This is a genomic window from Nitrospira sp., from assembly GCA_024998565.1.
In the GTDB taxonomy this organism is placed as follows: Bacteria; Nitrospirota; Nitrospiria; order Nitrospirales; family Nitrospiraceae; genus Nitrospira_A.
This window is the reverse complement of the sequence record JACOEM010000009.1, coordinates 73,789-87,188: the sequence shown is the minus strand read 5'-3', so window position 1 is coordinate 87,188 and position 13,400 is coordinate 73,789. Positions and strand designations below refer to the sequence as shown.

Below are 13,400 nucleotides of genomic sequence, written 5' to 3'. Positions count from 1 at the left end.
TTTCCGGGACGATCGCGCGGGTCGGGCCGAGCGTCGCTGCGACAGGCAACCGGTTACATCCCGATGATTTCCAGTCGCTGGAGATCGTCGGGGGCGATCGTGAATTGGTCGGAGCGCAGGTCTTCCTGCATATGTTTCGGGTTGGTCGTGCCGGTCAGCGGCAACATGCCGATCTGCATGGCGAATCGGAACACCAGTTGCGCCAGCCCCATGCCGTACCTGGCGGCCATGGCCCGCACCTCGGGATCGGCGAACAGCTCCCGGTTGGCCGTCAACAACGAGAAGCCTTGGTAGATGATGCCGTGAGTCCGGCAGATGGCCCGCACGTCCTGATCCCAGCCCAGCGCCGCATAACAGCGATTCTGCACCACCATGGGCCGATGTGCCGCCCGCGCACAAAGCAGGGTGAGTTGATCCGCCGTCACGTTGCTGATGCCGATCATTTTCGTCTTACCCGCAATGTAGAGCGCTTCGATGGCCGCCCAGACCTCCCAATCTGCATCGCTCAAACCACGCCGCCCATAGGGGCCATGCAAGACATAGGAATCGAGATAGTCGGTGTGGAGATGGGCGAGGGAACTGGCAAGAGATTGTGTTACCTGCGTCGTGAGATCGGCCTGCGCATCGTAGGGCGTGCGATGGTCCTGACCGTTCACCGGCGTGAACTTGGTTTGCAGAAAGAGCCGGTCCCGCGGTGTGCCCTGCTTCGCCAGCGCCACCAGCGCTTCTCCGACCAATGCTTCCTCGTAATGGATCAACTGATTGGCCGTATCGATTGCCGTGAACCCTGCGGCCACGGCCTGTTGCACCAACGGCGCTGTCGCCTCTTTTTTCCATGCGGTCCCGTACATGAACGACGGAAGTGGAACCTGATTATAGGCAGTCAACATGGCGTGAACCCCTCCATGCCGTACCATACACAGATCTTGGCGACGGTCTCAACGTTTCCACTGATCAAAGATCGTGCTTAGACCGTCGAGATCATACTAGAAGCCCTGAGCCTGTTGGTCGCGGGTGAAGACGGTTGCGTGATGGGCGATCCGCCAGGACTGTAGGAGAGGACGACGGGCATAACACACACGGCGATAGACAGGCTGACAAAGAGGTGGCATATGAGAAGGAGACCGGAGTCATTATTGGCATGATCGCACCGTATCGGCACAAGATCGCCCATGTCGCGCCGCCCACGACTCGCAGTCGAAGACCTTGCCTATGACGTCCTGAATCATCGCATGGGCCGATAGTCGTTGTTCGGCACACCCTCCGACTATGCCGCGCTCGAAACGATTTTGGCCGAGGTTCAGGCTCAGACTCGCATTCGCATCGCCGCATACTGCCTGATGCCCAAGCACTGGCACCTCCTGATCTGACATCGTCAGAATGGAGAACTGTCTGAGACGCTGCGGTGGATCACCGTAACGCCTACGCAACGCTGGCATGCCCACCACCACAGGACGGAAACCAGACCGATCTATCAAGGTCGCTTCAAATCGTTTCCGGTTCAAACCTATGCACACCTTCTGACGATCGTGCGCCATGTGGAACGCAATGCAACGCGCGATGTTGGTCTTGCGGGAAGAAAACTGGCAATGGGTGAGCCTCTGGCGAAGCATCAGGAGGACCAGAAATTGACGCCCAGGGCAGCGACTGGCCCGTCGATTGGCCACGAGATTGTCTGACGCGCGTGAATCACCCTAACCCTGCACCGGAATTGGAGTCGCTCCGAGTGAGTGTGCACCGAGGTCGCCTGTTCGGCGACGAACCCTGGATTCGGAGAATGGCGAAACGATTCGGGATGGAATCGACACTCCGCCCACGAAGGAGGCCGAAAGGATCATAAAACAAAAACTCCCTTGTGCTCTTCGACCCCTATTCTCGACTTGAAAGTCATTATTTGCCCTGAGCAACCCTATACTAGGAGCTGATTGAGATGACAAAAGGTGAGGGTTATACTTCAGCCGCGTGAGTATAGTAGTTCACTAAAGCACGTGGCATTATGCCGACGGAAATGGAATCGCTATGAAATCTAAGCTGCTGTGGTCCGTAGGACTGGTCCTTATTTGCGCATGCGGATTAACCGGTTGCAGCATTGATGCGCAAGGTAACCGAGTGGTCGGAACGCCGGGCTTCGCGGCTGCTGGCTTGTATGACAAAGCGACTCCGGGGGTAAGGATAAGAAGCCGCGCCCAACTCATCGAGGAATATTTGGCTAACCGCGAATTAACCCCTATCGAAGGCGTGTGGATAGGAAGTTCGAACAATTATGAAGTGGCGATCATCCGTAACACGATGGAACAATATAAAGAATATGACTATTTAGGCGTCATCGCAGACTCGCGGGTTGACACATGGAGTAGAGGGGATATTAAGCTCCTTTTAAAAGAAACTGCTTCTCCAGAAGCTTATAGCGGGTCCTATTTCGATTACGAACATAATGAGATCGGGACCATGTTTCTTCTGCCATCCCCTACCCTCTTGGAGTTCACTCTCTCTGATCGATTTGGCAGGCAACAACGGACAACGTTCGTTAGAAATTATCCCAAAACCGCTAACACGGGTTCTCTGAGACAACAAGAGGACAGTACGGGAACGGGATTTTTTGTAGCGTCAGACTTGATCGCAACCAATTGGCACGTTGTTAAGGAGGCGAGAAGAATTTCGGTGATAGGTGGATCAACGGAACTGAAAGCGGATCTCCTTTTGAAAGACGCGCAAAATGATCTGGCTTTGCTTCGAATTGATCCTTCAAAACTTCATGGCGTGGCCTCTACTGTTGAGGATGCGCCCTGTTTCTCGATCGGCAATTCAGACGAAGTCAAATCCGGTGATGCGGTATTCGCAATTGGCTATCCACTCTCTGGGCTCTTAGCTACTTCTCCCAGCATTGGCCAAGGGCTCGTGAGCAACGTGCTGGGCATCGATAATGATCCCCGAGTCTTTCAAATCAGCATCCCGATTCAGGCAGGAAATAGTGGAAGCCCACTATTAAACCAATCGGGACGCGTCATCGGCGTTGTGACCTCGACCTTGAACAACAAGAAAATGCTAAGAACGACGGGAGTTTTTCCGCAAAACGTTAACTTCGCGGTCAAAAGCTCTTATTTGAAAAGTATGATCTCCATGACATCCTCTAGCCCTTGCACAGAGTCCAACCAAGTGAAACAACCCGCTACGGCCAGAGATATGCAGGATGCCTATGCGAGTAACGTTGTGCTCATTAAGGTGTCTAGGTAGGAGGCCGCTGGCGACCGTTCTCAACAACCTGCTAGAGTGCGCAGTCACCACGTGAGGAGCGGAGCAGACATGGATGCAGAGCCAGTCAATCAGGTCGTGGAACTTCGACTCACCTATCGATACATCAAAGACCATCCCTGGACCGTGCAGGCCATCAACGGATTTCTCTCTGCCTATTTCATGGAGAAACCTGGATTTTCCGTGCAGCGACACTTCGACGACCTCGAATCGGGCATGCACGTGTGGCTCTGCGAGGTGCCGGCCAACATGAAAATCACCGTGCTCTTGCGACGGCTACAGGCGGACATTCCCCCTTGCCGCCACATTCAGCCGACCACAGCACCCTCGGCCAGAGCGCAATACGTCATCGACAGTCCTGAGTAAACGACTCTTGCGCCGCACAGAGCCCCATGACTACACTCGGTCATTCATGAACAAGGGAGGTTCGGCATGCGGGTGATTGTGATCGGAGGCACGGGTACCATCGGATCCGCCGTCGTGAAGCTGCTCTCGACGAGGCACGATGTGGTGACGGTGGGGCACAAGAAGGGAACATACCAGGTTGACCTGGCCTCGCCGGACTCCATCACCAGCCTCTTCAAGACCATCGGCACCTGCGACGCAGTCGTGAGCACCGCCGGGATCGCCAAGTTCGCGAGTCTGGACGACCTGACCTACGACGACTATTTCATCGGACTGAAAAACAAATTGATGGGCCAGGCAAATCTCGTGCGGATCGGCAGACCGTTCGTGACCAACCATGGATCGTTCACGCTCACCAGCGGCGTGCTCAGCCAGGAACCCATGAAAGGCAGCTGCGCGATCAGCATGGCCAATGCCGGATTGGAAGGGTTCGTCCGTGCCGCCGCCATCGACCTGCCGCGAAGCCTGCGTGTGAATGTCGTCAGCCCGCCCTGGGTGACGGAAACACTCATCGCCAGAGGCATGGACCCGTCGATCGGCCTGCCGGCTGAGACGGTCGCGCAAGGTTATCTCGCCAGTGTGGAAGGCACGATGACGGGTCAGGTGATCGATCCGAGGAAACAGGCGGGCAGGTAAACACGACTGCGTTTGTTATCGATCCGTGAGCTCGAACGTGCCCAGCGGATACGGCCTGCCATTGATCAACACCTCAACCGCGTGTCGCCCGGGATAGTGCGTTCTTGTCGTCAATTGATCGAGAGCCAATGTTTTGCGCACCGGAGCCGTTTCTCGCGGAGCCAGTTCGACCTGTTTCAACTTAAACACCTTCGGCCGTTGCACACCACTGGCCTTGACGTAGTGCACCCGCAAATCCACCAACAGCCGTTGAACCACCGAAGCCCGGCTGGCAATCTCGCAGGCGATGGCCACAGACGAGCCGATTGCGGGCCGCTGCGGGGAAATCTGTACCTTCTCCACTGAGATACGTGCGGCCTCCCCGAATCCCAACAGTCCAAGCGCGGCTGATTCACCCCGCTTGACCGCCGACCTCAACGCATGCCGGATGATCCACCGGCGCTCCTCCGTCGCGTTCTCCATCCATCGCGTAGCCGTCTCCACCAGCAGGGCGGGATGGTCCTTGCCGATGTCGTTCAGGTTATTCGCCACACTTCGACGCACATAGAGCGACGGGTCATCTTTCAGTCGCTCCAGCAACGCGAGCACGGGGCGCGGATCGGCCTGAAAGGCGCGTAACCGGGAAGCCCAGGGCAGCCGGGGGCGCGTGCCTTCCGACACCAGACGACGCACATCTTCGCTGGAGTCAGCCGACCATTCCTTGAGACGGGCCAAGGTCGCCGCTTGATGCCGCTCGAGATACCGGCGAATGCTGAACTCAGCCGTAAATCGCTGCGTCAGGACATATTGCGCCCGCATGGAGATTTCGAAATGTTCAAGTCCATATTCGGCCACGAAGAACACGTGCGGAAGAAACAAAAAGCCGCTCATCCCCTGGGCCACGGTTCGCTCCGGTTTCCGGTCCAGCGACGCCAGAAGAATCTCGATGGCCTTCTCATAGTCCTCCGGCAAGGACCGGCGAAGCTGATGGGCGATTTTCCAGCCTCGAGGCATCAGCTCCAACGCGTCATACCCGTCCAACGAAGACCTGACGAACCCCTGCTCGTCGAATCGCGGGAAGACGGCGGCAATCATCCTCGCGACGGTCCGTGGAACATCGGCCCCGAAACTATTCTTGAGCGGCTCAGCCATGAGACCTCACCCGCCGGCAAACACCGGCCGAAATCCCGCTTTCGTCAGAATGCGCGCCACGTCATCGCGCTTATCGCCTTGAATTTCGATCCGCCCTTCTTTCACCGTACCCCCGACGCCGCAGGCCTTCTGCATCTCCTTCGCCAGTCGCTCTTTTTCATCCTGACCGATACCGGTGAATCCCGTCACGACCGTCACCGTCTTGCCGCCGCGGTGCGCAGTTTGCCGGATGATATCCACCCGCCCACGGTTCTTCGCCGGCCCTGGCGAGACTGTGGCGGGGCCTTCGGCCTTGCCTCGCGATGGAGTCGGCGGCAGTTCAAGATTCTTCAAGGCCGCAAACGGACTATTCCACTGAACCGGCCCACCGTCGGTGGGAATACGTTTCTTCTCCGTCATGCCGTCATGCTCCACAACTCGTCGTTCGCGAGATACGCTTCACGTTTTACGTTTCACCTTTCACGCGTCACGATTCCTTCAGGGTCGTCATCTCAATCTGCACGGCATTTGTCCCGTCGCCGATCAATAGCTGCCCGTCTTGAATGGTGCAATGCAAGTCCATGTTGCGTTGCGCCAGCCCGGCCAGAGCCCGGCTTCCCTCCGGCGAGAGATTCATCACGGTCAGATTCTTCAACCGCTCACACGCAGCCACATTCTCTTTCCACCACTGGTCGGCGGCGCGACCGCCATAGCTGTAGACGCAGACCTGTTGGGCGCGGCCGCAGGCCTGGCGAAGCGCCTTCTCATCCGGCAGGCCCACTTCGATCCACAACTCAATGAGCCCGGTCAAATCCTTCTGCCAGAGCGCCGGCTCATCTTCAGCGCTCAGCCCCCGGCCAAACAGCAGCGCCTCATGCGCATGAAATGCAAAGGCCAACAACCGCACCATCATCCGCTCGTCGGTTTCTGACGGATGGCGCGCAAGGGTGACCGTATGGTCCTGGTAATAGTGGCGGTCCACATCGGCGATGTGGAGGACGGCCTTGAAAATCGTCGCATTCGGAGCCATGTGGGTGCTTGTTCCCCGTAAAGAACAGGTTCAGATTGCCGAGTGAGCGATCGGCAGGTTATTTCCTGACAATCTTGGCTTCAGCAAACGTGTTCTCGATCATAAATCGGAGGTCACTGGAAACGGTCGCCGGGTCGATGCTCGGACCGATGTCGATCCAGTAATGCAGGGCGAACACCAGCGCATGCTCACTGAAATCTTCAAACAGGACATAGGGTTCGGGTTCCTTGAGAATTTGTCCGTGCTGGCCGGCCAGGTCTCGAAGCATCTCTTTCACGCGTCGCGCATCAGATCCGGTCGCCACCGCGATCCGGATCGAATAACGTTTGCGGAAACTGGAATAGGTCCAGTTGGTCAGGTTCCGCTCCAGCAAATTGCTGTTCGGAATGAGGGTTTCCACACCATTGACGTCTCGGATCGTCGACGAGCGCAACCCGATGGTGGTGACCATGCCCCTGATCCCATCGACTTCGATCACGTCGCCGACACGCAGCGGACGCTCCATCAGAAGCAGCAGTCCGCTGATGACGTTCTTCAGGAGATTTTGAGTGCCGAATCCGACGCCGATCGCCAGCGCGCCTCCCAGAAAGGCAAAGGCGGTGATCGGAATCTTGACGAACGTCAGCGTAATGCTCACGAGCACCAGAAAAAGAAAGGCCAAGGCCCACTGGCGAATGATGTTGGCGACATTCGGATCGACCTGCAGTCGCCTGATCGCCTGCTTTTCTGCAAACCGTGCCAAGATCACCGCGCCCCAATACCCGATGACCAGGAGGGCGATCGCCGTCAGCACTTTTCCGACGGTGACACTGCGGCGTCCGGTCACGCTCTTCCCGTCCACCTCGATCGTATCCTCGGCGGTGAACAACTCGACATTCCACAGGTTCCCGACCACGGCCAGAGACGATGTTCCCCAATCTTCCAGGCGCGTGACGATGGAACGGGCCTGCTCACGCTGAACGAACTCGGTCTGCCGATGTTCGATCAATCCCAACAGCGAATCCGTTCGTTGAAGCATGCGCCGATAGAGATCTTCCCGCTGACGATAGGCACGGAGCATGTCATTGAGATATTGACCGGTGGCAGACGAGGACGTCTCTTCGAGCCGGTTTTCCACGTCGCTGATCTGGCTTCCCACCATGCCGAGCTGCTGTAACCCGTATTCCTTCCACCCCTGAATCCGCTTGGCGGCAGCGCTCAGCTTCTGCGACGCATCACGCTCTTCGACAACGGACAGAGTCCCCTGGGCGGTGGCGTAGCGAATATCCCAGATCTGCCGTTCACGCTCCAGGCCATTCACCATTTGGCGAAGGAAATCGACGCGCAAATTGGCATTGTCGAATTGAAGACGGGCCAGCTCGACGGCTTCGGTGAAGTGCGAGACCCCCTCTTCTTTGAGACCACGGGAAGAGGTCTTGGAGGAAGGAGGGGCCTTGCGATCTGCGGCGGCCAGCTTGGCTTCACTGGCCGAGACTGCCTGCCGTTGCGCAGCCTGTTCCAGCAGCGCCCGGTCCAACTCCGACATCAGCGCCCGATGGTCGGCGTCGAGCCGTTTCTTGATTTTGTCGTAATCCTGCTTGGTGAATTCAACGTCCTGCGCCGCGACGGCACGTTGTCGCTTGAGCAGCGTGATACGCTGCTGCGCTTCCGTCAGCTCTTCCTGGATCTGTGCCTTTTCGGCCTCTAACATCCCCGTCCGCGCCGACTCCACGCGCTCGCGTAACTGAGCCAAGTCACGATCCCAGGTAAGAGCCTCTCGCTTCACCGGGTCCTGAACGCCTTCGAGACGTTCGGAAGCTTGGCGAGCCTGCTCTTGGGAGGCCTTCAAATTGCGCCGCGTGCTGTCGGCGATACTCTCAGTCATAGTCAGCCTGGTTTGAATGCCCTGCGCCGTGAGCGCCATCGACCGTGCCGCATCACGCAATTCATCGACCATCAGCACCGAATAGGGCGGCGGTGTGGAAAACCCGTCCCATTCCTTATTCTGGCGTTCGATCTCTCGCACGCGCAGGCGCATTTGATCGAACTTCCTCAAGGCATCGAGATGCTGCTCATACGTCTGCACCAACTGCTGCAGCAAGGAGCGGCGCTCCAACAATCGAGCATCCGTGGTCCCGGGGGGCGCCCCTTTCCGCAGAGTCGGCGGTGAATTGATTTCGCCGAGCTCTTGTTCCGCAGCCTCTCGTTTGCTTTGCAACTCGTTCACGAGCGAGGCTGATGTCGATTGACTGGAAGGACCCTGGGAAGCCGGTCCGTTGGAACCGGCTGAAGTGTCCTTGTCCGATGAAGCAGCTGTGGCCTGCGAAAGCCAAGCCGGAGCCGGGGAGCAATTCAGAAGGCAGGCAAAGACCACAGCGAACATGATGCGCACGAGCCGACACCTCTTATGATGAGACATAGGTCAGATCTAGTTGTATAGAGCTGATCCCGATTGTACAAGCGGTGTCGAATCGAACCAAGGAGAGATCTCCCGGGTCGGCAGGCTTTGGAAGGGAAGGCTGCTGCCATTGCGCTGCTCTCCCTGAGGCGGAGGAATCAGGCTCACGGGAGGAGTCAGACGTCAAGCGAGGAAAGATCGATGGGCCGCCGGCGCGAACGCCATCATGGCAATTCGGCGATATACATGCCTTCCACCCGCTCGCGCGCCCAGGGCGTCTTGCGCAGAAACGTGAGACTGGATTTGACGCTTGGATTGTTGAGGAAACAACGCACCGGCAGACGACGGCCCAGCTCGGCCCACCCGTGGCGTTCGACCAGGGTCGTCACGATGGTCTCCAACGTGATGCCGTGCAAGGGATCGCGAGGATGGGAATTCGTCATGATGTGACGCTGTATAGCATGAAAAATGAAAGAAGGGCGAATAGGCTACCCTGCAGTTTCGTAACAACCATCAGACCACGAGCGATATCCGAACAGAGTGGGTCATTCGTCGCGAACACGTTGTCCTGCCGGGCACTCCCAACGTCAGCTTCAAATGCGCCCTGCTATGCCCCATCCAACCTGTCTAAGGATGCCGCCCAAGCTCTACAATGGAGCTTGTTATTGCACATAGCCACGGCAATAGGCTCATGATCTTGTCAGATTTTTCCAGGTTGCATTTGGCGCAGAGGATTCGAACGTTCTGTGCAGAAAGACTGCTTCCACCCTTGGAATAGGGGATGTCGTGATCGTAATGGAGATTCTTCTGGAAACCACATTGGACACACTTGCCCTGATCTCGTTTCCAGACTTCGACTTTCACATGGGTCGGAATCAGCCGTTTGTGTGGAAATTCAATGATTCGGCCAAAGGCTTTCTTTTCGACAGGCTTGAGGAAGAACTGAAACATTTTCCTCTTTTCCTCCCGCAGCGTAAAGTGCGCGTCGAACAGCTCAAAGAATCCCTTGTAGCACCATACACCGACGGCAATTTTTTCGTAGACTTTCACCAGCTCTGCTTTTTCTCTTAGCCCGCGCTGAAAATCCATGGCTGCATTAAAAAATCGGCCATTCTCTGTCCAAGTCCCTTTCGGCGTTGTGATCGGTTGATCAACCTCCTTGGGATTCGGACAATCCTTTGTGCGTGGCTGATCATGGCCTTCATACACCAGTATTCCAGTGGCTTCATCAACGATATCTCGATACGGTGCATTCGCTCGTTGAGACATGAGTAGGATGGAATAGTCCTTTCCCGCTCCAAAATTCATTCCCTTCTGGAGCATCAATTTCTCAGCGCCGACCAGTTCTCCGTAACCGATGATGTCATCGACATTCATATGGTCCCCATAGAAATACCATCAGGCTGCAGACTTTACTTCCTGAACACTATACGGCAACGGGATTATATGCCAAGCGAAGCACCAGCCTCCATGTGGCTCGACTTTCTCTAGGCGTTTGCGTCGCAGCACAAAGGTCGCGAAACAAAACTTCCGCTATCCTGATATAGTGACCAACCAGGAGCACGGCATTGGCCTGCACAGGCCGAGCAGGTAGCCACTTTCCTACGCCCCCATGCAGCGAATCGTGTCCGCTTACCAAGGAGGGTTGTCATGCAGAAATCATTGATCGTCGCCATCGCAGTCGCCGCCGGTCTCGGTGCCGGTTCACTCTCGCCGTTTCTGCCATCAGCCCATGCCGAGGGCCTCGTAGCCGAAGGCAAAGAGGCGATGAAGGGCACGGGCAAGTCGCTGACGGAAGCCACCGGCAAACTCAAAACCGATGCGGGCCAAACGAAGGAAGACGCTAAGAAGCTGGACATCGACAAGACCAAGCAGGGCGTCGGTCAGGTCAAAGAAGACGTCAAAGGCGTCAAGGAAAGCGCCAAAGGCACGCTGACCAACCCACTGGGCAAATAGTCGGCACCGCCGATCCCCACTAGCACCTTCGTCAGGTAACGGGGGGGAGGCAGGAAGCAGTCACTGCGCGCATGGGACGAGCACATTCCGATCGTGCGCGCCATCCGAAATCTCTCTTTATCCCCTCACCCAGGGCGGGCAGCCTGGGTGGTCCCCAAACTGCGCGCGTCCAACGAGGGGAGTCTGCGACCGCGCGTTGCGCGAGGTGCGCGATGCGAGGAATAACGAGCATCACGATTGCGCACGCCGGCGAGACGGTGAGCCGGCAGTGTCTTCCAGGAGCACCTGGCTGCCCTCCCATCTTCTCCCTCCTTGCCGCCACCCCACTCCGACTGATAAAAGAAAGAGTTCACATCCAGCGACGCCAGGCGATGCCCTGATCCCCTGTCCCGTTGGCTTTTCCTAACCACAAAGAGAACCCCTATGTCCCTGCCGGTTGAGAAATCCGCGGCCGATGAACTGCGGCGAGAAGTGCTGCGACGGCGCACGTTTGCGATCATTTCCCATCCGGACGCCGGAAAAACCACGTTGACGGAAAAACTGTTGTTGTACGCAGGAGCCGTCCACCTGGCCGGCGCGGTGCAGGCGCGTTCTACTCAACGGCAGGCCAAGTCCGACTGGATGGAATTGGAGCAGGCGCGCGGTATTTCGATCACATCCACCATGTTGCAGTTCGACTATCTGGGCGCGCGGGTCAACCTGCTGGATACGCCAGGCCACCAGGACTTCAGCGAAGACACGTACCGCACACTTATGGCCGTGGACAGCGCCGTCATGGTGCTGGACGGCGCCAAGGGTATCGAGCCGCAGACCAAGAAACTCTTTGCCGTCTGCCGTAAGCGCGGCATCCCGATCCTGACCTTCATCAACAAGATGGACCAGCCGGGCCGCCATCCGTTCGACCTGCTGGACGAAATCGAACGAACCCTGGGAATGACGGCGGTGCCCTTCAACTGGCCGATCGGCGAAGGGTCCGGCTTTCAAGGGGTCTACGATTTTCAGAACCGGCAGGTGCTGTTCTTCCAGCGCACGGCGCACAATCAACGCCGCGCCCCGATGACGGTCGAGGCCTTTCCGAACCCGAAACTGGCGGAAACCCTTGGCGACGCCTACGGGCCGCTCCAGGAAGAGATCGGGCTGTTGACAGGCGCGGGCACGTCATTCGATCGCGACCGGTTCCTCGCAGGTGAATTGACGCCGGTCTTCTTCGGCAGCGCGTTGACCAACTTCGGCGTCGGGCCGTTCCTGGATGCATTCACCAAGCTCGCGCCGCCTCCCGGGCCACGCCAGACGGCGCAGGGACTGATTCAACCGACCGACGAAGCGTTCTCCGGCTTCGTGTTCAAGATTCAGGCGAACATGGATCCGCAGCATCGCGACCGCATGGCCTTCCTCCGCATCTGCTCCGGGCGCTTCGAAAAGGACATGATGGTTCATCATGCGCGCCTGGGCCGAAAGATCCGGATGACACGCCCCCATCGCCTGTTCGGTCGCGACCGCGAAACGATCGACGAGGCCTACCCCGGCGATGTCGTCGGGTTGGTGAACCCCGGGCTGTTCACCATCGGAGATACCCTGACCTCGGATCCGGCACTGACCTTCGATCCCATTCCGCACTTTCCGCCGGAATGTTTCGGCCTCTTGCGCACACAAGATATTTCAAAGCACAAACAGTTTCAGAAGGGGCTCAAGCAGCTGGAAGAAGAAGGGGTCATGCAGATCTTTTATTCACCGGACCACGTGCGTCGCGAACCGGTATTGGCTGCGGTGGGTGAATTGCAGTTCGATGTCGTCATGTCGCGGCTGGAGAACGAGTACGGGGTGAAAACATCCGTGGAGCGCCTGCCCCATGCGCTGGCCCGCTGGATTGTCGGCGATCCCGCGACGATTTCGGCCGTCTATTGGCCGTCCGACACCATCCGGCTCGTCGATCAGCAGGGCCGCGGCGTGATGCTGTTCACTACCGAACACCTGCTGGCCTATTGCATCAAATCGAACCCGTCGATCAAGTTTCTATTGCGGGAAGAAGTCGAGCAGGCCACGGCACAATAAACACGGGCCAGGCCGCCCGGTCAGGACCGAGCCCACGGCCGGCAAAATGTGTTATAACGAGTCAGCGATCCACGGGAGTGCCGGCCGACCCTGTGGACTGGTGAACGCGAGCACGATCACACCTCTAGCTGCCCTTAGCGCCTCAGGCTAACTCGGCCTAGGTGCCTTGCCCGCCCCCGTCATGGTTTCAGGTCCTGCCGCCCCCATGCCCGATCATCGGCATGGAACGGCGAAGCGCACTGACGCCGACAGAGACCGGCTCGTGCACTCAATCACTGGCCGGCAGTTGAACCGACACACGTTTCGAGGAGAAGGACCATGCCGAAGGCAAGAACCGCAAAAAACTGTTACTACTGCGAAGCGGAAGACCGCATCAAGATGACCTTTATGCTCTGCGGCCTCTGCCATCGGCACTTCTGCAGCGCCCATGGCGTGCCCGACCTGGAACAGTGCACGAAGTGCCTGGAGGCCAGCGAAGAAACGGAATAATCCTCACAGGATGCTGAAAAAGTCTGTCAGCCGCGTTCTCGCATCGCTCGCCGATCCGTGAAACGTGAAACGTATTTCGTGGAGAGTAAGAGC

The 13,400-nt window shown here is 57.6% G+C and carries 14 protein-coding genes; 7 read left to right on the top strand and 7 right to left on the bottom strand.

Features of this window, described 5'->3' with window-relative positions; genetic code table 11:
- Nucleotides 1-53 precede the first annotated feature (53 nt).
- Nucleotides 54-890 (bottom strand): aldo/keto reductase, encoded by an 837-nt coding sequence (locus H8K11_14945; protein ID MCS6265051.1) that lies wholly within the window; start codon nucleotides 888-890, stop codon nucleotides 54-56.
- 357 nt (nucleotides 891-1,247) lie between these two features.
- Here H8K11_14945 and H8K11_14940 point away from each other — a divergent pair, with 357 nt between their 5' ends.
- The 4 genes from H8K11_14940 to H8K11_14925 all read left to right on the top strand — a co-directional run bounded on the left by H8K11_14940 (nucleotide 1,248) and on the right by H8K11_14925 (nucleotide 4,293).
- Nucleotides 1,248-1,370, top strand: coding sequence for a transposase (locus tag H8K11_14940; GenBank protein MCS6265050.1), 123 nt, complete (start codon nucleotides 1,248-1,250; stop codon nucleotides 1,368-1,370).
- A 649-nt stretch (nucleotides 1,371-2,019) separates the two neighbouring features.
- Nucleotides 2,020-3,234, top strand: coding sequence for a trypsin-like peptidase domain-containing protein (locus H8K11_14935; GenBank protein MCS6265049.1), 1,215 nt, complete (start codon nucleotides 2,020-2,022; stop codon nucleotides 3,232-3,234).
- Nucleotides 3,235-3,303: 69 nt separating this feature from the next.
- Entirely contained in the window at nucleotides 3,304-3,618 is a 315-nt protein-coding gene (locus H8K11_14930; GenBank protein ID MCS6265048.1) for a hypothetical protein, read from the top strand.
- A gap of 66 nt (nucleotides 3,619-3,684) precedes the next feature.
- On the top strand, nucleotides 3,685-4,293 hold the full coding sequence (locus H8K11_14925; GenBank protein ID MCS6265047.1) for a short chain dehydrogenase: 609 nt from the start codon (nucleotides 3,685-3,687) through the stop codon (nucleotides 4,291-4,293).
- Nucleotides 4,294-4,308: 15 nt separating this feature from the next.
- Here H8K11_14925 and H8K11_14920 read toward each other — a convergent pair whose 3' ends face one another.
- From H8K11_14920 to H8K11_14895, 6 genes are all read right to left on the bottom strand, one after another.
- Nucleotides 4,309-5,424, bottom strand: coding sequence for a DNA alkylation repair protein (locus H8K11_14920; GenBank protein ID MCS6265046.1), 1,116 nt, complete (start codon nucleotides 5,422-5,424; stop codon nucleotides 4,309-4,311).
- A gap of 6 nt (nucleotides 5,425-5,430) precedes the next feature.
- On the bottom strand, nucleotides 5,431-5,823 hold the full coding sequence (locus tag H8K11_14915; GenBank protein ID MCS6265045.1) for a translation initiation factor: 393 nt from the start codon (nucleotides 5,821-5,823) through the stop codon (nucleotides 5,431-5,433).
- Nucleotides 5,824-5,890: 67 nt separating this feature from the next.
- The gene (locus H8K11_14910) at nucleotides 5,891-6,433 is read right to left on the bottom strand and encodes a YaeQ family protein (protein ID MCS6265044.1); all 543 of its coding nucleotides are present in this window, start codon (nucleotides 6,431-6,433) and stop codon (nucleotides 5,891-5,893) included.
- A 58-nt stretch (nucleotides 6,434-6,491) separates the two neighbouring features.
- On the bottom strand, nucleotides 6,492-8,639 hold the full coding sequence (locus tag H8K11_14905; protein ID MCS6265043.1) for a mechanosensitive ion channel: 2,148 nt from the start codon (nucleotides 8,637-8,639) through the stop codon (nucleotides 6,492-6,494).
- A 395-nt stretch (nucleotides 8,640-9,034) separates the two neighbouring features.
- Complete coding sequence (locus tag H8K11_14900; protein ID MCS6265042.1) at nucleotides 9,035-9,253, bottom strand: DUF2132 domain-containing protein; 219 nt, start codon at nucleotides 9,251-9,253, stop codon at nucleotides 9,035-9,037.
- A gap of 184 nt (nucleotides 9,254-9,437) precedes the next feature.
- Nucleotides 9,438-10,187: an HNH endonuclease gene (locus H8K11_14895; GenBank protein MCS6265041.1), complete on the bottom strand. Its 750-nt coding sequence runs from the start codon at nucleotides 10,185-10,187 to the stop codon at nucleotides 9,438-9,440.
- 273 nt (nucleotides 10,188-10,460) lie between these two features.
- On the opposite strand from H8K11_14895, the gene H8K11_14890 reads away from it, so the two are divergent.
- The 3 genes from H8K11_14890 to H8K11_14880 all read left to right on the top strand — a co-directional run bounded on the left by H8K11_14890 (nucleotide 10,461) and on the right by H8K11_14880 (nucleotide 13,307).
- Nucleotides 10,461-10,766 (top strand): hypothetical protein, encoded by a 306-nt coding sequence (locus H8K11_14890; GenBank protein ID MCS6265040.1) that lies wholly within the window; start codon nucleotides 10,461-10,463, stop codon nucleotides 10,764-10,766.
- A gap of 423 nt (nucleotides 10,767-11,189) precedes the next feature.
- Nucleotides 11,190-12,818 carry a peptide chain release factor 3 gene (locus tag H8K11_14885; GenBank protein MCS6265039.1) on the top strand — a complete coding sequence of 543 codons (1,629 nt, stop codon included), beginning with the start codon at nucleotides 11,190-11,192 and terminating at the stop codon, nucleotides 12,816-12,818.
- A gap of 318 nt (nucleotides 12,819-13,136) precedes the next feature.
- Complete coding sequence (locus tag H8K11_14880) at nucleotides 13,137-13,307, top strand: hypothetical protein (GenBank protein ID MCS6265038.1); 171 nt, start codon at nucleotides 13,137-13,139, stop codon at nucleotides 13,305-13,307.
- Nucleotides 13,308-13,400: the final 93 nt, after the last annotated feature.